At 64.7% G+C, this 22,515-nt stretch carries 24 protein-coding genes; 22 read left to right on the top strand and 2 right to left on the bottom strand.

The features are described 5' to 3' along the window. The first annotated feature begins 94 nt into the window (after positions 1 to 94). From ABD923_RS08090 to ABD923_RS07985, 22 genes are all read left to right on the top strand, one after another. Positions 95 to 1,219, top strand: coding sequence for an NADH-quinone oxidoreductase subunit E (locus tag ABD923_RS08090; RefSeq protein ID WP_259550170.1), 1,125 nt, complete (start codon positions 95 to 97; stop codon positions 1,217 to 1,219). A 106-nt stretch (positions 1,220 to 1,325) separates the two neighbouring features. Continuing rightward, on the top strand, positions 1,326 to 1,565 hold the full coding sequence (locus ABD923_RS08085) for a hypothetical protein (RefSeq protein ID WP_259550169.1): 240 nt from the start codon (positions 1,326 to 1,328) through the stop codon (positions 1,563 to 1,565). 175 nt (positions 1,566 to 1,740) lie between these two features. Next, entirely contained in the window at positions 1,741 to 2,403 is a 663-nt protein-coding gene (locus tag ABD923_RS08080; protein WP_259550168.1) for a hypothetical protein, read from the top strand. A gap of 40 nt (positions 2,404 to 2,443) precedes the next feature. Beyond that, a complete protein-coding gene (locus tag ABD923_RS08075; RefSeq protein WP_259550167.1) occupies positions 2,444 to 2,980 on the top strand; it encodes a hypothetical protein in 537 nt (178 codons plus the stop codon). A gap of 88 nt (positions 2,981 to 3,068) precedes the next feature. Further along, the gene (locus ABD923_RS08070) at positions 3,069 to 3,320 is read left to right on the top strand and encodes a DUF5337 domain-containing protein (protein WP_259550166.1); all 252 of its coding nucleotides are present in this window, start codon (positions 3,069 to 3,071) and stop codon (positions 3,318 to 3,320) included. A 69-nt stretch (positions 3,321 to 3,389) separates the two neighbouring features. Continuing rightward, on the top strand, positions 3,390 to 4,685 hold the full coding sequence (nuoF, locus tag ABD923_RS08065; RefSeq protein WP_259550165.1) for an NADH-quinone oxidoreductase subunit NuoF: 1,296 nt from the start codon (positions 3,390 to 3,392) through the stop codon (positions 4,683 to 4,685). Between the two features lie 129 nt (positions 4,686 to 4,814). Next, entirely contained in the window at positions 4,815 to 5,180 is a 366-nt protein-coding gene (locus ABD923_RS08060; protein WP_259550164.1) for a hypothetical protein, read from the top strand. 177 nt (positions 5,181 to 5,357) lie between these two features. After that, the gene (locus ABD923_RS08055; RefSeq protein ID WP_259550162.1) at positions 5,358 to 5,612 is read left to right on the top strand and encodes a hypothetical protein; all 255 of its coding nucleotides are present in this window, start codon (positions 5,358 to 5,360) and stop codon (positions 5,610 to 5,612) included. A gap of 142 nt (positions 5,613 to 5,754) precedes the next feature. Next, positions 5,755 to 6,174 (top strand): DUF5333 domain-containing protein, encoded by a 420-nt coding sequence (locus ABD923_RS08050; protein ID WP_345229455.1) that lies wholly within the window; start codon positions 5,755 to 5,757, stop codon positions 6,172 to 6,174. Between the two features lie 78 nt (positions 6,175 to 6,252). Next, positions 6,253 to 8,277 (top strand): NADH-quinone oxidoreductase subunit NuoG, encoded by a 2,025-nt coding sequence (gene nuoG / locus ABD923_RS08045; RefSeq protein ID WP_259550160.1) that lies wholly within the window; start codon positions 6,253 to 6,255, stop codon positions 8,275 to 8,277. A 6-nt stretch (positions 8,278 to 8,283) separates the two neighbouring features. Next, positions 8,284 to 8,691 (top strand): hypothetical protein, encoded by a 408-nt coding sequence (locus tag ABD923_RS08040; RefSeq protein ID WP_405048309.1) that lies wholly within the window; start codon positions 8,284 to 8,286, stop codon positions 8,689 to 8,691. Between the two features lie 9 nt (positions 8,692 to 8,700). After that, positions 8,701 to 9,738 (top strand): NADH-quinone oxidoreductase subunit NuoH, encoded by a 1,038-nt coding sequence (nuoH, locus tag ABD923_RS08035; protein ID WP_222191209.1) that lies wholly within the window; start codon positions 8,701 to 8,703, stop codon positions 9,736 to 9,738. A gap of 1 nt (position 9,739) precedes the next feature. Then, on the top strand, positions 9,740 to 10,234 hold the full coding sequence (gene nuoI / locus ABD923_RS08030) for an NADH-quinone oxidoreductase subunit NuoI (RefSeq protein ID WP_222191210.1): 495 nt from the start codon (positions 9,740 to 9,742) through the stop codon (positions 10,232 to 10,234). Further along, positions 10,231 to 10,647, top strand: coding sequence for a carboxymuconolactone decarboxylase family protein (locus ABD923_RS08025; protein ID WP_259550159.1), 417 nt, complete (start codon positions 10,231 to 10,233; stop codon positions 10,645 to 10,647). Before nuoI ends, ABD923_RS08025 begins: the two co-directional genes overlap by 4 nt. Before the next feature lie 7 nt (positions 10,648 to 10,654). Continuing rightward, complete coding sequence (locus tag ABD923_RS08020; RefSeq protein ID WP_259550158.1) at positions 10,655 to 11,269, top strand: NADH-quinone oxidoreductase subunit J; 615 nt, start codon at positions 10,655 to 10,657, stop codon at positions 11,267 to 11,269. Positions 11,270 to 11,359: 90 nt separating this feature from the next. Continuing rightward, positions 11,360 to 11,668, top strand: coding sequence for an NADH-quinone oxidoreductase subunit NuoK (gene nuoK / locus ABD923_RS08015; RefSeq protein ID WP_222191213.1), 309 nt, complete (start codon positions 11,360 to 11,362; stop codon positions 11,666 to 11,668). A 4-nt stretch (positions 11,669 to 11,672) separates the two neighbouring features. Continuing rightward, positions 11,673 to 13,820: an NADH-quinone oxidoreductase subunit L gene (gene nuoL, locus ABD923_RS08010; protein ID WP_259550157.1), complete on the top strand. Its 2,148-nt coding sequence runs from the start codon at positions 11,673 to 11,675 to the stop codon at positions 13,818 to 13,820. Positions 13,821 to 13,830: 10 nt separating this feature from the next. Next, positions 13,831 to 15,375, top strand: coding sequence for an NADH-quinone oxidoreductase subunit M (locus ABD923_RS08005; protein ID WP_259550156.1), 1,545 nt, complete (start codon positions 13,831 to 13,833; stop codon positions 15,373 to 15,375). A gap of 9 nt (positions 15,376 to 15,384) precedes the next feature. After that, complete coding sequence (gene nuoN, locus ABD923_RS08000; protein ID WP_259550154.1) at positions 15,385 to 16,833, top strand: NADH-quinone oxidoreductase subunit NuoN; 1,449 nt, start codon at positions 15,385 to 15,387, stop codon at positions 16,831 to 16,833. After that, positions 16,834 to 17,589, top strand: coding sequence for a biotin--[acetyl-CoA-carboxylase] ligase (locus tag ABD923_RS07995; protein ID WP_259550153.1), 756 nt, complete (start codon positions 16,834 to 16,836; stop codon positions 17,587 to 17,589). Between the two features lie 24 nt (positions 17,590 to 17,613). Next, the gene (locus tag ABD923_RS07990; protein ID WP_259550152.1) at positions 17,614 to 18,393 is read left to right on the top strand and encodes a type III pantothenate kinase; all 780 of its coding nucleotides are present in this window, start codon (positions 17,614 to 17,616) and stop codon (positions 18,391 to 18,393) included. Next, positions 18,390 to 20,066: a ribonuclease J gene (locus tag ABD923_RS07985; RefSeq protein ID WP_259550151.1), complete on the top strand. Its 1,677-nt coding sequence runs from the start codon at positions 18,390 to 18,392 to the stop codon at positions 20,064 to 20,066. The genes ABD923_RS07990 and ABD923_RS07985 overlap by 4 nt, the downstream gene beginning before the upstream one ends. Positions 20,067 to 20,144: 78 nt before the next feature. Here the strand turns inward: ABD923_RS07985 and ABD923_RS07980 are convergent, their stop codons facing one another. Then, positions 20,145 to 21,830 carry a DEAD/DEAH box helicase gene (locus ABD923_RS07980; protein ID WP_259550150.1) on the bottom strand — a complete coding sequence of 562 codons (1,686 nt, stop codon included), beginning with the start codon at positions 21,828 to 21,830 and terminating at the stop codon, positions 20,145 to 20,147. 153 nt (positions 21,831 to 21,983) lie between these two features. Further along, on the bottom strand, positions 21,984 to 22,445 hold the full coding sequence (locus ABD923_RS07975; protein ID WP_345229454.1) for a hypothetical protein: 462 nt from the start codon (positions 22,443 to 22,445) through the stop codon (positions 21,984 to 21,986). Between the last annotated feature and the right edge of the window lie 70 nt (positions 22,446 to 22,515).

Below are 22,515 nucleotides of genomic sequence, written 5' to 3'. Positions count from 1 at the left end.
GCCTGTATGCGGCTGCGCACAAAACGGCGCATGGACATTCCCGGCCCGACGTGGCAACCCGTCGCCCGAACGGACGACCGACGGACAGGACGCCATGCTCAGACGCCTCCACCCCGACCAACCTGACAGTTTCGCCTTCACGCCCGCCAACCGGGCCTGGGCCGAGGCGCAGATCACGAAATATCCCGAGGGCCGGCAGGCCAGCGCGATCATTCCGCTGTTGTGGCGGGCCCAGGAACAGGAAGGCTGGCTGACGCGGCCGGCCATCGAATATGTCGCCGATATGCTGGACATGGCCTATATCCGGGCGCTGGAGGTGGCGACCTTCTACTTCATGTTCCAGCTGCAGCCGGTCGGATCGGTGGCGCATCTGCAGATCTGCGGCACGACATCGTGCATGATCTGCGGCGCCGAGGATCTGGTCGCCGTCTGCAAGGACAAGATCGCGGCCAATGCGCATGAATTGTCCGCCGACGGCAAGTTCAGCTGGGAAGAGGTGGAATGCCTCGGCGCCTGCGCCAACGCGCCGATGGCGCAGATCGGCAAGGATTACTACGAGGATCTGACCGCAGAGAAGCTCGCCTGGATCATCGACGAGATGGCCGCCGGTCGCGTGCCCACGCCGGGGCCGCAGAACGGGCGCTACGCCTCGGAGCCCGCGAACGGGCTGACCTCGCTGACCGAGCACGAGGCGGGGCGGGACCCGCTGAACGCCTCGGCGCGTCTTGCGGCCGATATCGGGGACACGATCAAGCGGATCGACGGGACCGAGGTGCCGCTGCTGGCGCCCTGGGGCAAGCAGTCGGGCCGCGACGTGGATGTGGAGCCGACGCCGAAAAAACCCGTGCTGGCCGAGGATGTGCCGGCGGACGAGACCGGGATCGACAAGCGCGAGGCCGCCGTGCAGGGCACGGCGCATCCCGCAAGCGGGGCACCCGCCGCCGCAGCGGAGGCCGAAGGCGCGGCGGACCGGCCCGAGGAACAGCCGGAGCTGTTGAGCGGCCCGCGCGAAGGTGGGGCCGACGATCTGAAACGGATTTCGGGGGTCGGCCCGAAACTGGAAGGTGTGCTGAACGAACTGGGCTTCTACCATTTCGACCAGATCGCCGCCTGGACCCCCGAGCAGATCGCCTGGGTCGACAATCGCCTGAAATTCAAGGGCCGGATCGAGCGTGACGACTGGATCGCGCAGGCCCGCGCCCTGGCCGCCGAAGGCTGAGGTGCAGGCGACGGCATTCCCCTGACCAACACCAACTCTCCTGCGCGGGGATCTCCCCCCGCGCTTTGACCTCGCGCTTGTAGCATAATCTTGAAAGGTGCCCGAAATGCTGAAGATCCGAACCGGCCGTCAATTCCTTCTCGCGCTTGCCAGCTGGTCGATTGCCGCGATCGTCGGGATCACGGTTGCCTTTGTGGCCGTCGGCTTTTTCCACCTTTGGGTGATCGTGGGCGTCGTGGGCGCAGTGGGTGCGGCCATTGCGACCGGCCTGGTGCTGCAATTTGCGCTGGTGACCGATTTCGACGCCGTCCTCGATGCGCGAAAGGCCGACGTCGCGGACGATTGAGCGCCATGTTCCAACGCTGCGCAACAGGCCCGGTCCTTGCAGTCCGGGCCTGTTGTGTGTCTGCCGCGCCGGACAGCGAACTGTTCCGTCAGGCTAACAGCGTTGCAGACAGGCGGAAATTCTCGGGTTACAACTACCCGTGAACTGACCATCGAGTGACAGGGGGATGTGGATCATGAACAGTGTTCAAGGTCTGATTTGTGCGGCTGTCAGCTGGGGGGTTGCGGCCCTCGTCGGGCTGATTGCCATGGCGATGCTGATGATCGTGGGGGATTGGACCCTGATCCAGGCGCTGTATGTGAGTGTAATCTTGATCTTGGTCCTCGGCGTTCTGCTGATGGTGACGATGTGCGGCCCGATGCCCGCGGCGCGCGCGCCGGGGGATGCCGACGCGGCTGCCGCGCCGAAAGCGCCTGCGCCGGCCAGCGCCGCACCCGCGCCCGCGGCAAGCGCCCCCGCCGCGGCGCCCGAGCCCGCGCCCGCGGCTGAGGCTCCGGAACCGGCCCCCGCACCCGAGCCTGCCCCGGCGGCGGTCGAGGTCGAGGGGGAAGGCACCCGCCCCGAGGCGCTGTCGGCTCCGCGCGGTGGCGCAGCCGATGACCTCAAGCGCATCAAGGGGATCGGCCCGAAACTGGAGAAACTGTGCAACAGCCTCGGCTTCTACCATTTCGACCAGATTGCCGCCTGGACGGCAGAAGAGGTCGCCTGGGTTGACCAGAACCTCGAAGGGTTCAAGGGGCGCGTGACCCGCGACAACTGGGTCGAACAGGCGCGGCTTCTCGCCTCTGGCGAAGAAACGGAATTTTCGCAACGAGTCGATAAAGGTGATGTATACTGATCTTCGGGAGGCTGTGTGAACACAACCCGAGGAGTAGGTCATGAACCTTGCCGAAGACATCTGGCTGCGCGGTCAGGCCGCGCAGCGTTCCTTTCTGGAACTGTCCGCCTATAACGTCGCGTTCCTGAGCAATGCGACCGTGCAGGCCATCGAACTGGGGCTGACGGCGCCCTCGACCTTCTGGTCGGCCATCGGTCGTGCCGGCCGCGCCGATCTCGCGTCCGAAACATCCGATCCCTCACCTGTCGCGACGGTCGTGCCGTTGCATGAGGCCCCGGCACCTGTGGCCGAGACGCCCGAGGTCGTGGCGGATGCGCCGGTCGCGGAAGAGGCCCTGGGCCCAAGCCCGCACCTGCTGGACGCGCCACGCGGCGGTGTGGCGGACGACCTGACCGAGTTGAAGGGTGTCGGCGCCAAGCTGGCCGAGGCGCTGAACGAGTTCGGCATTTTCCATTTCGACCAGATCGCCACCCTGGACGAGGACGGCGTGGCGTGGCTGAACGATCAACAGCCGGGCTTCAAGATGACCTGCGCCCGCTATGACCTGATCGCGCAGGCGCAGGCGCGGACGGCCTGAGGCGCAAAGGATCGTGACAGGCGCGGGGATTGCTCCGCGCTTGTCGGCACGCTAGGTCGTGGCCCGAAGGACCGCGAGACCACTGCCCATGCCCGCACGATCGAAAATCACCGTCACGGATCGGGACCGCCGGCTTGCCCGGCAGGGACGGCGCGCGGCGCTGGTGATCGCGGCGACCATGCTGCTGTGGATGGGCGGTCAATACATCGGCGGGCAGATGGGCTGGCCGCTGCGCTATGCCTTCCTGATGGATCTTGCGGCGATTGCCGCACTGGTATGGGCGCTTGTTGTGACGTATTGGGTATGGAAAGCGCGCCGGTCCGATCCCGACAGGGGGTAGGCCGGAGGACACCGGGGCCTGACCGGACCAAGGCCCGCGCGACGGACAAGAGCGAACGGAAAGCTGGATATGCTGCAGGACAAAGACCGGATCTTCACCAATATCTACGGCATGCACGAGCGCACGCTTGCCGGGGCGCAAAAGCGCGGCCATTGGGATGGCACCAAGGACCTGATCGGCCTTGGCCGTGACAAGATTATCGAGATCATGAAGGCCAGCGGCTTGCGCGGCCGGGGCGGCGCGGGCTTCCCGACCGGTCTCAAGTGGTCCTTCATGCCCAAGGAATCCGACGGGCGGCCCAGCTACCTCGTGGTCAATGCCGACGAATCCGAGCCGGGCACCTGCAAGGACCGCGAGATCATGCGCAATGATCCGCATACCCTGATCGAGGGCTGCCTGATCGCGTCTTTCGCGATGCAGGCCCATGCCTGCTACATCTACATCCGCGGTGAATACATCCGCGAGCGCGAGGCGCTTCAGGCCGCCATCGACGAGGCCTATGACGCGGGCCTTTTGGGCAAGAACGCCGCGAATTCCGGTTGGGATTTCGACCTCTACCTGCATCACGGTGCGGGCGCCTATATCTGCGGCGAGGAAACCGCGCTGCTCGAATCGCTCGAAGGGCGCAAGGGCATGCCGCGCATGAAGCCGCCGTTTCCGGCGGGGGCGGGGCTTTATGGCTGCCCGACCACGGTGAACAACGTCGAATCGATTGCCGTCGTGCCGACGATCCTACGCCGGGGCGCGGAATGGTTCGCGGGCTTTGGCCGCCCCAACAACGCGGGCACCAAACTGTTCGCGATCTCGGGCCACGTGAACAACCCCTGCGTCGTCGAAGAGGCGATGTCGATCACCTTCGAAGAACTGATCGACCGGCATTGCGGCGGGATTCGCGGCGGGTGGGACAACCTCAAGGCGGTGATCCCCGGCGGGTCCTCGGTGCCTTGCGTGCGCGGCGAGAACATGCGCGACGCGATCATGGATTTCGACTACCTGCGCGGCGAGTTGCAGTCGGGCCTCGGTACGGCGGCGGTCATCGTGATGGACAAGCAGACCGACATCATCAAGGCGATCTGGCGCCTGTCGAAATTCTACAAGCACGAAAGCTGCGGCCAGTGCACGCCCTGTCGTGAAGGCACGGGCTGGATGATGCGGGTGATGGATCGCCTCGTGCGCGGCGAGGCGCGGGTTGAGGAAATCGACATGCTCTTCGAGGTGACCAAGCAGGTCGAGGGCCACACGATCTGCGCGCTCGGCGATGCGGCGGCCTGGCCGATCCAGGGCCTGATCCGCAATTTCCGCGACGAGATCGAGGATCGGATCCGCACGCGCCGGGACGGCACGGTCCAGGTCGCTGCCGAGTGATCCGGTGAGGGCTGCTGCCCTGATCGCGATTGCGTTGCCGAGTGCAGGGGCGGCCCTGCCGGCTGGCTACCCATGCGGGGCGATGGTGCAAAACCTGTTCAACGAATGAAAAGAAGTCGGAGGAAGATCATGTCGTCAGTGCTTCGCATCGGTTTGGTCTTTTGCCTTGCCGTGCCCTTGGCGGGCTGTGGAATCGGCCAGCGGGTTTCGAACTTCGTTGGCGGGACAGGCTCGAACCAATCGGTCGACCTGCCGTATGCCGCGTCGCTGAGAACCGGCGAGACACAGCGCGACTTCACCGTCACCGCCCGCGCACCGGGCGCCTCTCTGGCAGAAGCGCGCGAAAGCCTGCGCTACCCGGCCACGTCGCACTGCGTGGACCGCTACGGCAATTCCGAGATCGATTGGGTGATGGATCCGGCAACCGGCGACTGGGCGGTCAGCCGCCTTGAAAACGGTGACCTGGTCGTGACCGGCCGCTGCGCCCGTATCTGACGCCCCCTGCAGTCTGGCGCGGCATTCGCGCCACAGCTTTCGCGCAATGCTGGCTGTCGCGTGCCCCAACGCGTTGCCGATTTGTCAGCGTTTCCCTATGGTTGGCCCACAAAAAGAGGTTCGGCGCGGGGGCAAGCCCGACAGCGCCGACACGAGGCTGAATCGAGGGCAGGTAACATGGTTCGTTTTTACTGGTACGGGCTCACCTTCATCTATTTGTCGTGCTGCGTCACGGGCATGATTCTCGGCTATGGCTGGGGCGTGGGCGGATCGATCCTCGGGATCGTGATGGGCGCGATGCTGGCCGCCGCGGTGGCGCTGATTCTGAATTCCCCCGAGCGGATGGAGGCGGCCGTCTATGGCGTTCTCTCCATCGCGGTCGTGATTACGCTGGTCTGGCTGATCGTCACCTTCTGGGGGGTGCGGCTCTGAGCACCGCGCATCCGCCGGCGGCGAAATCGCGCCCAGTGGGGCGCTCACTTCATCGTGTCATTGAATAACAAGGCCGACCGCGTCCAGATCGAGCGCGGAAACGGGGCTTTCCCCGAGTTTAGGCGAACGAATGAAGACGGAAATGAAGATCATGATGGCCTGCGCCCTTGCGGTGGTGACGGGCCTCTTCACGACGATCGGGCATGCCCAGGAGGATCGCTGGCAGGTCCTGCGCGATGATCCGACGCTGCGCAGCGGCCTGACGGTGTTTGCCGTGGGCCGCCGGATCGACCGGCGCTGCGATGACATCTCGGCCCGCCCGATCCGGGCCTATGCCTTTCTGCAAGGCCTTGTGACCCATGCCGAGGGCCTTGGATTCACCCGCGACGAAATCGAGGATTACGTCGAGAACGAGGACGAACAGGACCGCTATACCGAGATCGCCCGCGCCTATTTCGCCGAACGCGGCGTCGAGTGGCGCGACAATGACGGGATCTGCCGTGTCGGGCGCGACGAAATTTCTTCGGGTTCGCAGATTGGCAGACTGCTCCGAGGCGGTTAGAAGGCGGTCTATCGTGGCATACCGCCGGCGGGACAGGACCAGACCACCCGCCCGGCGGTCCAGGAAGGGACCTACCCCATGAGCGACCTGCGCAAGATCATCATCGACGACCGCGAGATCGAGGTCGATCCGGCCATGACCCTGATTCAGGCCTGTGAAGAGGCCGGGATCGAGATTCCCCGATTCTGCTACCACGAGCGTCTGTCGATTGCCGGCAACTGCCGCATGTGCCTTGTCGAGGTGGTCGGCGGCCCGCCCAAGCCCGCCGCGTCCTGCGCCATGCAGGTGCGTGACCTGCGCCCCGGGCCCGAAGGCCAGCCGCCCGTTGTCAAGACGAACTCGCCCATGGTGAAGAAGGCGCGCGAAGGGGTGATGGAGTTCCTGCTCATCAACCATCCGCTGGATTGCCCGATCTGCGACCAGGGCGGCGAGTGCGATCTCCAGGACCAGGCCATGGCCTATGGCGTTGATTTCAGCCGCTACCGCGAGCCCAAGCGCGCCACCGAGGATCTGGACCTCGGGCCGCTTGTCGAAACCCACATGACGCGCTGCATCTCCTGCACGCGCTGTGTCCGCTTCACCACCGAGGTCGCGGGCATCACCCAGATGGGCCAGACCGGTCGCGGCGAAGATGCCGAGATCACCAGCTACCTGGGCCAGACGCTGGACAGCGAATTGCAGGGCAACATCGTCGATCTGTGCCCGGTCGGCGCGCTGACGAACAAGCCCTACGCGTTTACCGCGCGGCCCTGGGAATTGACCAAGACCGAAACCATCGACGTGATGGATGCGCTCGGGTCGAACATCCGCGTCGACACCAAGGGCCGCGAGGTCATGCGCATCCTGCCCCGCAATAATGACGGGGTGAACGAGGAATGGCTGGCCGACCGCTCGCGCTATGTCTGGGACGGGCTGCGCCGCCAGCGCCTCGACCGCCCCTATATCCGCGAGAACGGCAAACTGCGCCCGGCCAGCTGGCCCGAGGCCCTGTCGACCGCCGCGGACGCGATGCGCGGTGCCAGCAAGTTGGCGGGCCTGGTCGGGGATCTGGCCCCGGTCGAGGCGGCGTTCAGCCTCAAGACGCTGATCGAAGGGCTGGGCGGCAATGTCGAATGCCGCACCGATGGGGCGAAACTGCCTGCCGGGAACCGCTCGGGCTATGTCGGAACGGCGGCGATCGAGGAGATCGACAGCGCCAGGGCCGTGATGCTGATCGGCACCAACCCGCGCGTCGAGGCCCCGGTTCTGAACGCCCGTATCCGCAAGGCTTGGTTGGCCGGCGCCTCGGTCGGCCTGATCGGCCCGGCGGTGGACCTGACCTATGACTACGACCATCTCGGGACCGACCGCGCCGCGCTGGAAAGCCTTGTGGGCGGGTCGCATGGCGACGAGATTCGCGAAAAGCCGTCCATCGTGATCGTTGGGCAGGGCGCGCTGCGCGAGGCCGATGGCGAGGCCGTTCTGGCCGCCGCGATGAAACTGGCCGAGGAGACCGGCTCGGGCCTGCTGATCCTGCACACCGCCGCCGGGCGTGTCGGCGCCATGGATGTCGACGCCGTGACCGAGGGCGGGATGTCCGCCGCGACCGACGGGGCCGACGTGATCTACAACATGGGCGCGGACGAGATCGACATCGATCCGGGCGCTTTCGTGATCTACCAGGGCAGCCATGGCGACCGGGGTGCACATCGCGCCGACGTCATTCTGCCTGCCGCGGCCTACCCGGAAGAGGCGGGGCTGTTCGTGAACACCGAAGGCCGCCCGCAACTGGCCTTCCGCGCCAGTTTCCCGCCGGGCGAGGCCAAGGAAAACTGGGCCATCCTGCGCGCCCTTTCGGCCGAGGTCGGCAAGACGCTGCCATGGAACACGCTGGCGCAACTCCGCCATGAGGTGGTCGCGGACGTGCCCTACCTCGAACTGGTCGATGAAGTGATCGAGAACGAGTGGCTGCCGCTTCCGGCCAAGCCGCTTGCCAAGGCGGATTTCGTCCTCGCGATCCACGACCACTACCTGGTGAACCCGGTCGCACGGGCCTCGACCGTCATGGCCGAGCTGAGCGCCAACGCCAAGGCCCGCGCCAACGCGCCCATGGCGGCGGAGTAACCGGTTTTGAGCAAGACAACCGGGTTCAAGGCCTCGGCGGCGTTGGCCGCCGTTCTGGCCTTGGCTGCGTGCCAGCCGGAAGGGCCGGAACCCGGCACGCAGCCGCCTGCGAGCTATGACGGCGTCGAGACGCGGCTTCTGGATGACGATCTGGTGAATTTCAGGGTACAAATGACAGGTGTGGCAACGCGGGATGAGCTTAGTGCCTATGCGCGGTGCGCCGCTGCGCAATACACTCTGATCCGGGGTTTCGGATTCGCGCGACATCTGCGCACAAATGTGTACGAAGAGGGTGGCGTTTGGGTCGCAGATGCGGTTTACACCGTTTCGCCGGCGCTCCCGCGAGGGTTGCAGACACTGGACGCCGAGATCGTGGCGGCCGACTGCGCCGAGCTAGGCATACCGACGGTTTGAGGACGACCAATGGACGGCTTCTTTTCGACGACACCGGGCCTGATCCTGATCATGGCGGCGCAAAGCCTCTTGGTGGTCGGGTTCGTGATGATCTCGCTGTTGTTCCTTGTTTACGGCGACCGCAAGATCTGGGCTGCCGTCCAGATGCGCCGGGGCCCGAACGTGGTGGGCGCTTTCGGCCTGTTGCAGACGGTGGCCGACGCCCTGAAATACGTGGTGAAAGAGGTCGTGGTGCCCGCCGGTGCCGACCGGCCCGTCTTCATCCTCGCGCCGATCACCAGTTTCGTGCTGGCGCTGATCGCCTGGGCGGTGATTCCGTTCAACGACACCTGGGTTCTGGCCGATATCAACGTCGCCATCCTCTATGTCTTCGCCGTCTCCTCGCTGGAGGTGTATGGCGTCATCATGGGGGGCTGGGCGTCGAACTCGAAATACCCGTTCCTCGGCTCGCTGCGCTCGGCGGCGCAGATGATTTCCTACGAGGTGTCGATCGGCCTGATCATCATCGGGGTAATCATCTCCACGGGCTCGATGAATTTCGGTGACATCGTGCGCGCGCAGGACGGGGATTTCGGCCTGTTCAACTGGTACTGGCTGCCGCACCTGCCGATGGTGTTCCTGTTCTTCATCTCGGCGCTGGCCGAGACGAACCGCCCGCCTTTCGACCTGCCCGAGGCGGAATCGGAACTGGTCGCGGGCTACCAGGTGGAATATTCCTCGACGCCGTTCCTGCTGTTCATGGCGGGCGAATACATCGCCATCTTCCTGATGTGCGCGCTGATCACGCTGCTGTTCTTCGGCGGCTGGCTGTCGCCCATCCCCTTCATCCCCGACAGCCCGTTGTGGATGGTGGCGAAGATGGCCTTCTTCTTCTTCCTCTTCGCGATGGTGAAGGCGATCGTGCCGCGCTACCGCTATGACCAGCTGATGCGGCTGGGGTGGAAAGTGTTCCTGCCCTTCTCGCTGGTGTGGGTGGTGCTGGTGGCCTTCGCCGCGAAATTCGAGATGTTCGGCGGCGCCTATGCCCGCTGGATGGTGGGGGGCTGACATGACCCAGATCGACTATACCCGCGCCGCGAAATACTTCCTTCTGGCCGATTTCTTCAAAGGCATGAAGCTGGGCCTGAAGTATTTCTTCGCGCCCAAGGTCACGCTGAACTACCCGCACGAGAAGGGGCCGCTTTCCCCTCGTTTCCGCGGAGAGCACGCGCTGCGCCGCTACCCGAATGGCGAGGAACGCTGCATCGCCTGCAAGCTGTGCGAGGCCGTGTGTCCCGCGCAGGCGATCACCATCGATGCCGAACCGCGCGACGACGGCAGCCGCCGCACGACGCGCTACGACATCGACATGACCAAGTGCATCTATTGCGGCTTCTGCCAGGAGGCCTGCCCGGTCGATGCCATCGTCGAAGGGCCGAATTTCGAGTTTGCCACCGAAACCCGCGAAGAGCTGTTCTACGACAAGGCCAAGCTTCTGGAGAACGGGGAGCGCTGGGAAGCCGAGATCGCCCGCAACCTTGAAATGGATGCGCCCTACCGATGACATCCGACAAGCCCACAAACCCGTTCGAAGCGATGATGCGCCAGTCCCAGGAAATGGCCGAGACCTGGGTCAAGGCCGTGAACCCGGCGCTGGCCAACATGAGCCCGCTCGGCTTTGACAAGGCCTGGCCGACCGTGCCCGCCGACATGCTGGAAATGTTCATGGGCAAGCAGTTCAACCCGCAGGGGCTGGACGCCAAGACGCGCCTGTTGCTGACCCTGATGGGCCTGACGATCCAGGGCGCGCAGGCCGAGGCACAGGTGCGCCTGACCGTGCGCCACGCCATCGAGGCCGGGGCGAGCAGCCAGGAAGTCGCGGAAACCATCGCGATGGCCGCGCTGTTCGGCGGTGTTCCGGCGATGAACAAGGCGATGGACCTCGCGAAAGAGGTCATCGACGGAGAGAAGGAGTGACCGGGCGATGAACGTTGCTGATATCACCTTCTATGTCTACTCGGTCACGATCATCGTGGCGGGTCTGTTGACGGTCACGTCGCGCAGCCCCGTGCATTCGGTGCTTTGGCTGATCCTGTGCTTCATCAGCGCGGCGACCATGTTCATCCTGCTCGGCGCCGAGTTCGTCGCCATGCTGCTGGTGATCGTCTATATCGGCGCGGTCGCGGTGCTGTTCCTGTTCGTGGTCATGATGCTGGATGTCGACTTTGCCCAGCTTCGGGCGGAGATGTCGAAATACCTGCCGATCGCCTTGCTGATCGGAGTGGTCTTGCTGATGCAGCTGGTGCTGGCCTATGGCACCTGGACCTATTCCGAGGGGATGGAAGCCCGGCTGGTCAACCCGACCCCGGCGCCTGACGAGATCCATAACACGCAGGCGATCGGCGCGCTGCTCTATGACCGCTACATGCTGCCGTTCCAGCTTTCGGGGCTGGTGCTGCTGGTGGCGATGATCGGCGCCATCGTGCTGACGCTGCGCCACCGCGCCGACGTCAAGCGCCAGAACGTTCTGGCGCAGATGTACCGCGACCCGGCCAAGGCGATGGAACTGAAGGACGTGAAACCGGGGCAGGGCCTGTAAGGCGCAGCCCCAGAGAACATGCTAAGACCACGAGCGAACGTGGCATGTGTGGATTGACGGTGCGGGGCAGGGGCCTCGCGGAGGGACGACATGACGATTGGTCTTGAACACTACCTGACGGTGGCCGCGGCGTTGTTCGTCATCGGCATCTTTGGCCTCTTCCTGAACCGGAAGAACGTCATCATCATCCTGATGTCGATCGAACTGATACTGCTGTCGGTCAACATCAACCTCGTCGCCTTTTCGCACTACCTGGGCGATCTGACGGGGCAGATCTTCACACTGTTCATCCTGACCGTGGCCGCGGCCGAGGCCGCGATCGGCCTTGCGATCCTCGTGTGTTTCTTCCGGAACCACGGAGATATCGCGGTCGAAGACGTCTCGAACATGAAGGGCTGACCAGATGGAAACGATCCTGCTATTCGCGCCCCTGGTCGGCGCCCTGATCTGCGGCTTCACCTGGCGGATGATCGGCGAACAGGCGGCCTGCGTCACGGCGACGGCGCTGCTGTTCCTGTCCTGCGTGCTGAGCTGGGTGGTCTTCCTCGGCTTCGACGGCGAGACCACGACGCGCAGCCTGTTCACCTGGATCGAAAGCGGCAGCTTCTTTGCCGACTGGGGCATCCGGGTCGACCGCCTGACGACCATCATGCTGATCGTGGTGACGACGGTTTCGGCGCTCGTGCACCTGTATTCCTTCGGCTACATGGCCCATGACGACAACTTCAAGGAAGGCGAAAGCTACAAGCCGCGCTTCTTTGCCTACCTGTCGTTCTTCACCTTCACCATGCTGATGCTGGTGACCGCCGACAACCTGCTGCAACTCTTCTTCGGCTGGGAAGGTGTGGGCGTCGCCTCCTACCTTCTGATCGGGTTCTATTACCGCAAACCGTCGGCAGGGGCCGCCGCGATGAAGGCCTTCATCGTCAACCGTGTAGGCGATTTCGGCTTCCTGCTGGGGATCTTCGCGATCTTCTGGATGGCGGATTCGATCCAGTTCGACGTGATCCTGCCGATGGGCGCCGAGTTCGCCGAGATGACGATCAACTTCCTCGGGATGGAACTGGACGCGGCCAACACCATCGCCTTCCTGTTGTTCATCGGGGCGATGGGCAAATCGGCGCAACTGCTGCTGCACACCTGGCTGCCGGACGCGATGGAAGGCCCGACGCCGGTGTCGGCCCTGATCCACGCGGCCACCATGGTGACGGCGGGCGTGTTCCTTGTCTGCCGCATGTCGCCGATCATGGAATATGCGCCGGTCGCCACGAATTTCGTCGTCATCATCGGCGCGGTCACCGCTTTCTTCGCCGCGACCGTTGGGCTGGTTCAAAACGACATCAAGCGGGTGATCGCCTATTCGACCTGCTCGCAGCTGGGCTACATGTTCGTGGCTGCCGGCGTGGGCGTCTACTCCGTCGCGATGTTCCACCTGCTGACGCATGCCTTCTTCAAGGCGATGCTGTTCCTCGGCGCGGGCTCGGTCATCCACGGGATGCATCACGAGCAGGACATGCGGAATTATGGCGGGCTGCGAAAGAAACTGCCCTACACTTTCTGGGCCATGCTGATCGGCACCCTGGCCATCACCGGTGTCGGCATCCCGCTGACCGGGTGGATCGGCTTTGCCGGCTTCGCCTCGAAGGACGCGGTCATCGAAAGCGCCTTTGCCTTTGGCGGCGATATCGGCCAGTTCGCCTTCTGGTCGCTGGTCATCGCGGCGCTGTTCACCAGCTTCTACAGCTGGCGTCTGATGTTCCTGACCTTCTGGGGGGAACCGCGCGGCAACAAGCACACCCATGACCACGCCCATGAAAGCCCCAAGGTCATGCTGATCCCGCTGGGGGTTCTGGCCATCGGCGCCGTGTTCTCGGGGATGGTCTGGTACAACTCCTTCTTCGGGCACACCAATGACGTCGCCCGCTTCTTCGGCGTGCCCTATGCCGAGGAGGGCGCGCATGGCGACGAGGCCCATGCCGAGGAAGACACCCATGCCGCCGCCGACGAAGCCCATGGCGAGGAGGCCGTCGCGATGGACGAGGCCCACGGGGCCGAGGGTGGGTACGGCGAGACGCATCACTACGTCTTCACCGGCGCACCGGGCGAGGGGGCGATCCACCACGCCCCGGACAACCACGTGCTCAATGACGCCCACGAAGTGCCGAAATGGGTCAAGGTCTCGCCCTTCGTCGCCATGCTGCTCGGCTTCGCGACGGCCTTCCTGTTCTACATCGTCAACCCGTCGCTGCCGCGCCGCCTGGCGCAAAGCCAGCGCCCGCTCTACCAGTTCCTGCTGAACAAGTGGTATTTCGACGAGATCTACGACTTCCTCTTCGTCCGGCCCGCCCGCGCGCTTGGCCGCCTGTTGTGGAAGGGCGGGGACGGCAAGATCATCGACGGCGGCATCAACGGGCTTGCGATGGGGGTCATCCCCTTCTTCACCCGGCTCGCGGGCCGCGCGCAGTCCGGTTACATCTTTCACTACGCCTTCGCGATGGTGATGGGGATCGTGGTGCTGGTCACCTGGGTCACCCTTTCGGTCGGAGGCTGAGGTCGGATCCATGGACAATCTTCTTTCCATCGTCACCTTCCTCCCGCTGGTTGCGGCGCTGATCCTTGCCGTGTTCCTGCGCGGCGAGGACGAGGCCGCGCAGCTGAACGCCAAGCGCCTGGCGCTGGCCGCGACCACGGCGACCTTCATCACCTCGATCTTCATCCTGGTGCAGTTCGATGCCTCGAACACCGGCTTCCAGCTGGTCGAGGAGACCGAGTGGATGTTCGGCCTGACCTACAAGGTCGGGGTCGATGGCATCTCGGTCCTGTTCGTGATGCTGACGACCTTCCTGATGCCGCTGACCATCGCGGCCTGCTGGGGCGTGACGCACCGCGTGAAGGAATACATGATCGCCATGCTGGTGCTCGAGACGCTGATGCTCGGCGTGTTCGTGGCACTGGACCTTGTGCTGTTCTACCTGTTCTTCGAGGCCGGCCTGATCCCCATGTTCCTGATCATCGGGATCTGGGGCGGCAAGGACCGCATCTACGCGGCCTTCAAGTTCTTCCTCTACACCTTCCTCGGCTCGGTCCTGATGCTGGTCGCGATGATCACGATGTATGTGGATGCGGGCACGACCGATATCCCGAGCTTGCTGAACCACCAGTTCAACGCGGGCCCGATCACGGTGATGGGCTGGCAGGTGGCCGGCGGGGTGCAGACGCTGCTTTGGGTCGCCTTCTTCGCCAGCTTCGCGGTCAAGATGCCGATGTGGCCGGTGCACACCTGGTTGCCGGATGCCCACGTGCAGGCGCCGACGGCCGGCTCGGTCGTGCTGGCGGCGATCCTGCTGAAGATGGGGGGCTACGGTTTCCTGCGGTTCAGCCTGCCGATGTTCCCCGTCGCCTCGGACCTCATGGCGCCCTTCGTTCTGTGGCTGTCGGTCATCGCCATCGTCTACACCTCGCTTGTCGCGATGGTGCAGGAGGACATGAAGAAGCTGATCGCCTATTCGTCGGTCGCCCATATGGGCTATGTCACGATGGGGATCTTCGCGGCCAACCAGCAGGGCGTGGACGGCGCGATCTTCCAGATGATCAGCCACGGTTTCGTTTCGGGTGCGCTGTTCCTGTGCGTCGGCGTGATCTACGATCGGATGCACACGCGCGAGATCGACGCCTATGGCGGGCTTGCCGTGCGGATGCCGGCCTATGCGCTGATCTTCATGCTCTTCACCATGGCCAATGTCGGCCTGCCCGGCACCTCGGGCTTCGTCGGTGAATTCCTGACGCTGATGGGTGTGTTCCAGGTCAACACCTGGGTGGGCCTGATCGCCACGACCGGCGTGATCCTGTCGGCAGCCTATGCGCTCTGGCTCTATCGCCGGGTGGTCTTTGGCGACCTGATCAAGGAAAGCCTGAAGTCGATCACCGACATGACCCGCCGCGAGAAGGCGATCTTTGCGCCGCTCGTGGTCATGACGCTCCTGCTCGGCGTGTATCCCAGCCTTGTCACCGACATCATCGGACCGTCGGTCGAGGCGCTCCTGACGCAATACGACATCGCGGTGGCCAACCACGTCCCCGGCACGCATGTCGCCGCCAACCACTGAGGTGATCCGATGATCGGTGCCGATCTCTCCATCCTGATCCCCGAAATCGTCCTGTCGCTTTACGCGATGGGGGCCATGATGCTGGCGGTCTACACGTCGAAGGACGCGATGGCACCGGCCCTGACCTGGGCCACGGCGCTGGTCCTGGCGATCATGGGCTTCTACATCGCCGTGACCGGGGGCGGGCAGAACCCGGCCTTCGACGGCATGTTCGTCGATGACGCCTTCTCGCGCTTTGCCAAGGTCACGATCCTGTTCGCCGCGGCAGCCGTGCTGCTGATCGGCCTGGACTACATGGTCAAACACGACCTGCTGCGTTTCGAATACCCGATCCTGATGGTTCTGGCCGTCGTGGGCATGATGGTGATGGTCTCGGCGGGCGACCTGATCACGCTTTACATGGGGCTCGAGCTGCAATCGCTGGCCCTTTACGTGGTGGCCGCCGTGCGCCGCGACAGCGTGCGCTCGACCGAAGCGGGCCTGAAGTATTTCGTCCTCGGCGCGCTGTCCTCGGGCCTGTTCCTGTATGGCGCATCGCTCACCTATGGCTACGCGGGCACCACGGCCTTCGAGGGCATCATTGCAGCGGCGTCGGGCGACGACATCTCGCTGGGGCTTCTGTTCGGTCTGGTCTTCGTGATCTCGGCGCTGGCCTTCAAGGTGTCGGCCGCCCCGTTCCACATGTGGACGCCGGACGTCTACGAAGGCTCCCCCACGGCGATCACGGCGCTGTTCTCGACCGCGCCGAAGGTTGCGGCCATGGCGCTCTTTGCCCGCGTCGTGCATGACGCCTTCGGTGGGGTGGTCGATCAATGGCAGCAGATCGTGGCCTTCCTTGCCGTGCTGTCGATGTTCCTTGGCGCCATCGCCGCCATCGGGCAGACGGATATCAAGCGCCTGATGGCCTATTCCTCGATCTCGCACATGGGCTTTGCGCTGATGGGCCTTGCGGCCGGCACCGCGCAGGGTGTCGAGGCGATGCTGATCTACATGGCGATCTACGTGACCATGAACATGGGCACCTTCGCCTTCATCATGACGATGGGCAAGGACGGGCGCTCGGTGACGCAAATCAGTGCGCTGTCGAGTTTCGCCAGCCGGGAACCGGCCAAGGCGCTGGCGCTTCTGGTCTTGATGTTCAGCCTTGCAGGCGTGCCGCCGCTGGTCGGGTTCTTCGGCAAATACGCCGTGCTTCTGGCCGCGATCGAGGCCGACATGGCGTGGCTTGCGATTGCCGGTGTGATCGCGTCGGTGATCGGCGCCTATTACTACCTGCGGATCGTCTACCTGATGTATTTCGGCGAAACCCGCGAGGAGATCGACGGCAAGATGAGCCTCGTTCCCTATGTCGCGCTTGTCGCGTGCGCGGCCATCATCGGGCTGGCCTGGCTTCCGGGGATCAACCTGTTCGGTCTTGAAGCCAGCGCTGCGCATGCAGCCGAAATCCTGCTGCGCTGAATGAGTTTGGCCTGGCCCGAAGGCGTCGGGCGCCATGTCCTGCCCAGCACCGACAGCACCATGGCCGAGGCCGCCCGGCGCGCGCCCTCGGCGCTTGGCCCGGAATGGGTGCTTGCGCTTGAACAGACCGCAGGGCGCGGTCGCCGCGGCCGGGCGTGGTCCATGCCCGCGGGCAATTTCGCCGCGTCGCTGATCCTGCATCCCAAGGAACCGCCGCAACGGGTGGCCCTGCGCAGTTTCGTGGCGGCCCTGGCCTTGCATGACGCACTGGTCGCGCTGGGGGTGCCCGCAACGGACCTAACGCTGAAATGGCCGAACGACGTGCTGCTCAAGGGCGGCAAGCTGGCGGGCATCCTGCTGGAAAGCCTTGGCGATGGGCGCGGGGGGCTGGCGCATCTGGTGATCGGGATCGGCGTGAACCTGGCCGCCGCACCCGAGCCATCGACGCTGGAAGCGACGGCCGTTGCACCGGTCAGCCTTGCCGCCGATGCCGGGGTGCAGGTCGGCCCCGAGGACGTCCTGAACGCCTTGGCACCCGCCTATGCCGATCTGGAGGCGCAGTTCACGACCTACGGCTTCGCGCCGATCCGCAACGCGTGGCTCTCGAAGGCCGCGCGTTTGGGCGAGGTCATCACCGCGCGTCTGCCGAGCGAAGAGATCACCGGCACCTTCACCGACGTGGACATGGACGGCAATCTCGTGTTGGAAACGCCGAAAGGCCGGCGGACCATCGCGGCGGCGGACATCTTTTTCTGACCCGGGCAACGGAGGGCGCGGCCCATGCTTCTGTGCATCGATTGCGGCAACACCAATACCGTCTTTTCAGTATGGGACGGGGCGCGGTTCCTGTGCACGCTGCGCACCGCGACGGACCATCAGAGGACAGCCGACCAGTATTACGTCTGGTTCTCGACCCTGATGGAGCACAACAAGCTCGATATCGACATCACCGAAGTCATCCTCTCCTCGACCGTGCCGAGGGTCGTGTTCAACCTGCGCGTTCTCTGCGACCGCTATTTCGACACGCGCCCGCTGGTTGTCGGCAAGCCGGACTGCCTGTTGCCGCATCCCCCCCGCGTGGACGAGGGCACGCAGGTGGGCCCTGACCGCCTGGTCAACACCGCCGGGGCCTGTGACCGCCATGGCGGGGACCTGATCGTGGTCGATTTCGGCACCGCCACCACCTTCGATGTGGTCGACCATGACGGGGCCTATATCGGCGGCGTGATCGCGCCGGGCGTGAACCTCAGCCTCGAAGCGCTGCACCATGCCGCCGCCGCCCTGCCGCATGTGGATGTGACGAAACCGCAGCGTGTCGTCGGCACGAACACCGTGGCCTGCATGCAATCGGGCGTGTTCTGGGGCTATGTCGGGCTGGTGCGCGGCATTTGCGACCGCATCCGCGAAGAGGTGGAGCGCCCCATGCGCATCGTCGGCACCGGGGGGCTGGCCTCGTTGTTCTCGCAGGGCGATGTGCTATTTGACGATATCGAAGATGACCTGACCATGCATGGCCTGACGGTCATCCATCAATACAATAAGGATCACGCGCAGAAATGACCGATCGCAACAGGCTGATCTACCTCCCCCTCGGCGGCGCGGGGGAGATCGGGATGAATTGCTACGTCTACGGCTACGGGCCGCAGGGCGCAGAACGCTTGATCGTCGTCGATACGGGCGTGGCCTTTCCCGACATGGACGGACAGCCCGGTGTGGACCTGATCCTGCCCGATATCGACTGGCTGGCAGAACGTGCCGACCGGATCGAGGGGATCTTCATCACCCACGCTCACGAAGATCATGTCGGCGCGCTGGGGCATCTGTGGGGCCGTCTGCGCGCGCCGGTCTACGCGCGGAAATTCACCGCCATTCACGCCATGCGCAAGATGGAAGAGGCCGGCCACGACCCGTTGCAGGTGCATGTCACCGGCCCCTATCCCGCCGTGATCGAGGCCGGGCCGTTCAAGGTGCAGTTCGCGCCGGTCAGCCACTCGATCCCCGAAGCCTCGGCGCTGGTGATCGACACGCCCGAGGGGCGCGTTGTGCATTCGGGTGATTTCAAGATCGACCGTAACCCCGTGGTGGGTGAGCCGTTCGACCCCGAGATGTGGGGCCAGATCGCCGCCGATGGCGTCCGCGCCTTCATCTGCGACTCGACCAACGTGTTCTCGCGTCATCCCGGTCGCTCGGAAAGCCAGTTGCCCGAACCGATTGGTGAGTTGGTGGCGAATGCCAAGGGCATGGTCGTGGCCACGACCTTTGCCTCGAACATCGCGCGGCTGAAGACGCTGGCGGATGCGGGCACGGCGAACGGGCGTACGATCTGCCTTCTGGGGCGGGCCATGAAGCGCATGGTCGCCGCCGGGGTCGAATCGGGCGTCCTGACCGGCTTTCCCGCGACGGTCAGCCCCGAGGAAGCCAGCGAGATCCCGCGCGAGAACCTGATGCTGATCGTGACCGGAAGCCAGGGAGAGCGGCGCGCAGCCTCGGCCGCCCTGTCGCGCGGCAGCTACCTTGGGCTGGAACTCAAGGAAGGCGACACGTTCCTGTTCTCCTCCAAGACCATCCCCGGCAACGAGGTCGGCGTGGCCCGCATCCAGAATGCGCTCGCCGAAAAGGGCGTCGAGATCGTGGACGAAAGCGCGGGCTTCTACCATGTCTCGGGCCATGCGAACCGGCCCGACCTGGAGGCGATGCACGACATCCTGCGGCCGCAAATCCTGATCCCGAACCACGGCGAATTCCGGCATCTGCGCGAACATGCCCGGCTGGCCCTGTCGAAGGGGATGCAGGGTGTCGTCGCGGCCAACGGATCAATGGTGGAACTGTCGGGCAACGCCCCCCAGATCGTCGAGTATCACGAGGTCGGGCGAACCTATCTCGATGGCTCGGCCTTTGTCGGGGCGTTTGACGGTGTCATCCGTGATCGGATGAAGCTGGCGCTGAACGGCGTGGTCTTCGTCGCCCTGATCGTGGATGAGGATGACGAGATCCTCGAAGATTGCTGGGTCGCGTTGCGCGGGTTGCCCGAGGTCGGAAACACCGGGGCGGATCTGGCGGAGATGATCGAGGAGGACCTTGCGGCTCTCTTGCCCCGGCTCGACGCGAAGACCGTCGACGATGACGACAAGCTGGAAGAGGCAGTCAAGCGCGTCGTGCGCCAGGTCTGCATGAGCGAGATCGGGAAAAAGCCGGAGGTCACCGTTTTGACCAGCCGACTGATGGCCGGTTGAGCCGTCAACTAAGGCGAAAAAGAAAACGGCGGCCTCGCTCGGGCCGCCGTTTTCTTTTTCAGGATCGGTCCTGGCGTCTCAGGCCGCGTCTTCGTTCGACCCGTCAACGTCGTCTGTCGGGGCGGTCTGCTCACCGCTTTCCTGCTCGGTGTCGGAGACGGTTGTTGCCTCGTCCGGTTGCGCCTCGACCGGGTCTGCCTTCTTGCGGCGGCGGCGCTTCGGTTTCGGGGCTTCCGCCTCGGCTTCCGGCGTCTCGGATGCGCTGCCTTCGTCCACACCGGTTTCCGGCTCATCCTCGCGCGCCGGGCCGCCGCGCCGTTCGTCAAAGCTCAGCGCGATGAAATCGGGCATGTGATCGCCCATTCCGACGACCGTATTGCCGCGCCCGCCGCCCGAGGACGCGCGGCCACGCCCACCACGGCTGCGACCGCGCCCTTGCCCGTCATTGGTCGGCGCGTCGGTCTCCTGCGCCTCGGGGGTCGCGGTTGCCGGCGTCGCCTGATCGTCATCCGTGGATGTCGACCGGCGTGACCGGCTGCGGCGCTTCGGTTTGTCGTCGTCGGCGTCGGTGTCCCGGTCATCGGATTTCGGACGGCGCGACGAGGTCTCTTCCGGCGTCCAGGGCAGCTCGGCCCGCGGGATCGTCATTTCCGCCAGCGATTCGATGGCGGTGAGGTATTTTTCATCCGAAGGCACGGCCAGCGTGATGGCCACGCCCTTCAGGCCAGCGCGCCCCGTCCGCCCGATGCGGTGGATGTAATCCTCGGCATGGCTGGGCACGTCGTAGTTTACCACGTGGCTGACCGCCGGGATGTCGAGGCCGCGCGCGGCCACGTCCGAGGCGACGAGGAACTGGATCGTCCCGTCCCGGAACCCGTCCAGCGTGCGCATCCGGTGCGACTGGTCGAGATCGCCATGGATCGGCTCGGCATTCATGCCATGCTTTTTCAGCGACTTGGCGACGATATCGACATCGACCTTGCGGTTGCAGAAGATGATGGCGTTCTTGCAGGCCTCGCCCTCGGCCTTGATGGCGGCGCGCAGCATCTCGCGTTTTTGCTTGGCGGCCATGTCGCGGCGGGTCGGTTTGAACTCCAGCAGGCGCTGCTCGATCGTGTCCGAGGTGGTGGCCTGACGCGCAACTTCGACCCGGGCCGGGTTCGACAGGAAGGTGTTGGTGATCCGCTCGATCTCGGGCGCCATGGTCGCCGAGAAGAACAGCGTCTGGCGGGTGAAGGGCACAAGGCCGAAGATCCGCTCGATATCGGGGATGAACCCCATGTCGAGCATGCGGTCGGCCTCGTCCACCACCATGATCTGCACGCCGGTCAGCAGGAGCTTGCCGCGCTCGAAATGATCCAGCAGGCGGCCCGGCGTCGCGATCAGAACGTCCACGCCCTTGTCGATCAGCGCATCCTGTTCCTTGAAGCTGACCCCGCCGATCAGAAGCGCCTTGGTCAGTTTCACGTGCTTGGCATAGGTGTCGAAGTTTTCGGCGACCTGCGCGGCCAGTTCCCGCGTGGGGCAAAGCACAAGGCTGCGCGGCATCCGCGCGCGGGCGCGGCCACGGGCCAGCATGCAGATCATCGGCAGGGTGAAACTGGCGGTCTTGCCGGTGCCGGTCTGCGCGATCCCCAGAACGTCGCGCCCTTCCAGCGCGGCGGGGATGGCCCCTTCCTGGATCGGGGTGGGCGTTTCATAGCCCGCCTCTGCAACGGCCTTGAGTACTTTGGGATTCAGATTGAGGTCGGAAAACGTTGTCATATGCGTCCAATCATGCCGGGCGGTTCCGCGGCGTGGAAAACTGGAGCGCATGATATCCGGTCGCGCTCCGCGGCGAAGAACCCTGCGCGGACCGCAGGGAGTGGGCGCGACATAGGCCAAAACCGGGGCGCAGTCAAATTTATGAAGTTCGGGTCAGTCGGGAGGGTTATCCTCCAACAGGCCGGTGACGCTCGCCCGCGTGTGCGCCTCGGAAAAAAGGGAGGCTGGCACAACGAGGTCGATGGCCCCCGATCGCCCGGTCAGCCGCGCCGTCAGCCCGGTCGTGGAGAAATGGCGCAGCATCTCGGGGCTAAGCGCGATCAGCCCCACCGGCCGATCCCGGCAATGGCCATGGTTGCAGGTCTGGCCGGTCATGCGCCGGAACGGGAGTTCCATGCCGCCCGCGAAGGCCTGGGAATATCGCAGGTAATGCACGCCATCGCGGCGCTGCTGGATGACGAGCGCGATGTGGCGTTCACCGCCGCGGGTCGCGACGATGATATGCCCCATCAGCACGTGATGGGCACCGCGCGAGATCACGGTCTGATCGGTGAAAACGCCGGTGAGCCCCGTTTGCGGGGCACGCAGCACACCACCGCCCTCTGCCAAGGCCATGTCTGGCAGGGGGAGGGTTAAAAGCGAAACAACGACGAACAAGCAGCCCAGTTTGGCCATGCGCAATGGT

The organism is [Roseibacterium] beibuensis (assembly GCF_039542305.1).
GTDB lineage: Bacteria > Pseudomonadota > Alphaproteobacteria > Rhodobacterales > Rhodobacteraceae > Roseibacterium > Roseibacterium beibuensis.
This window is presented reverse-complemented; position numbering and strand designations above follow the sequence as displayed.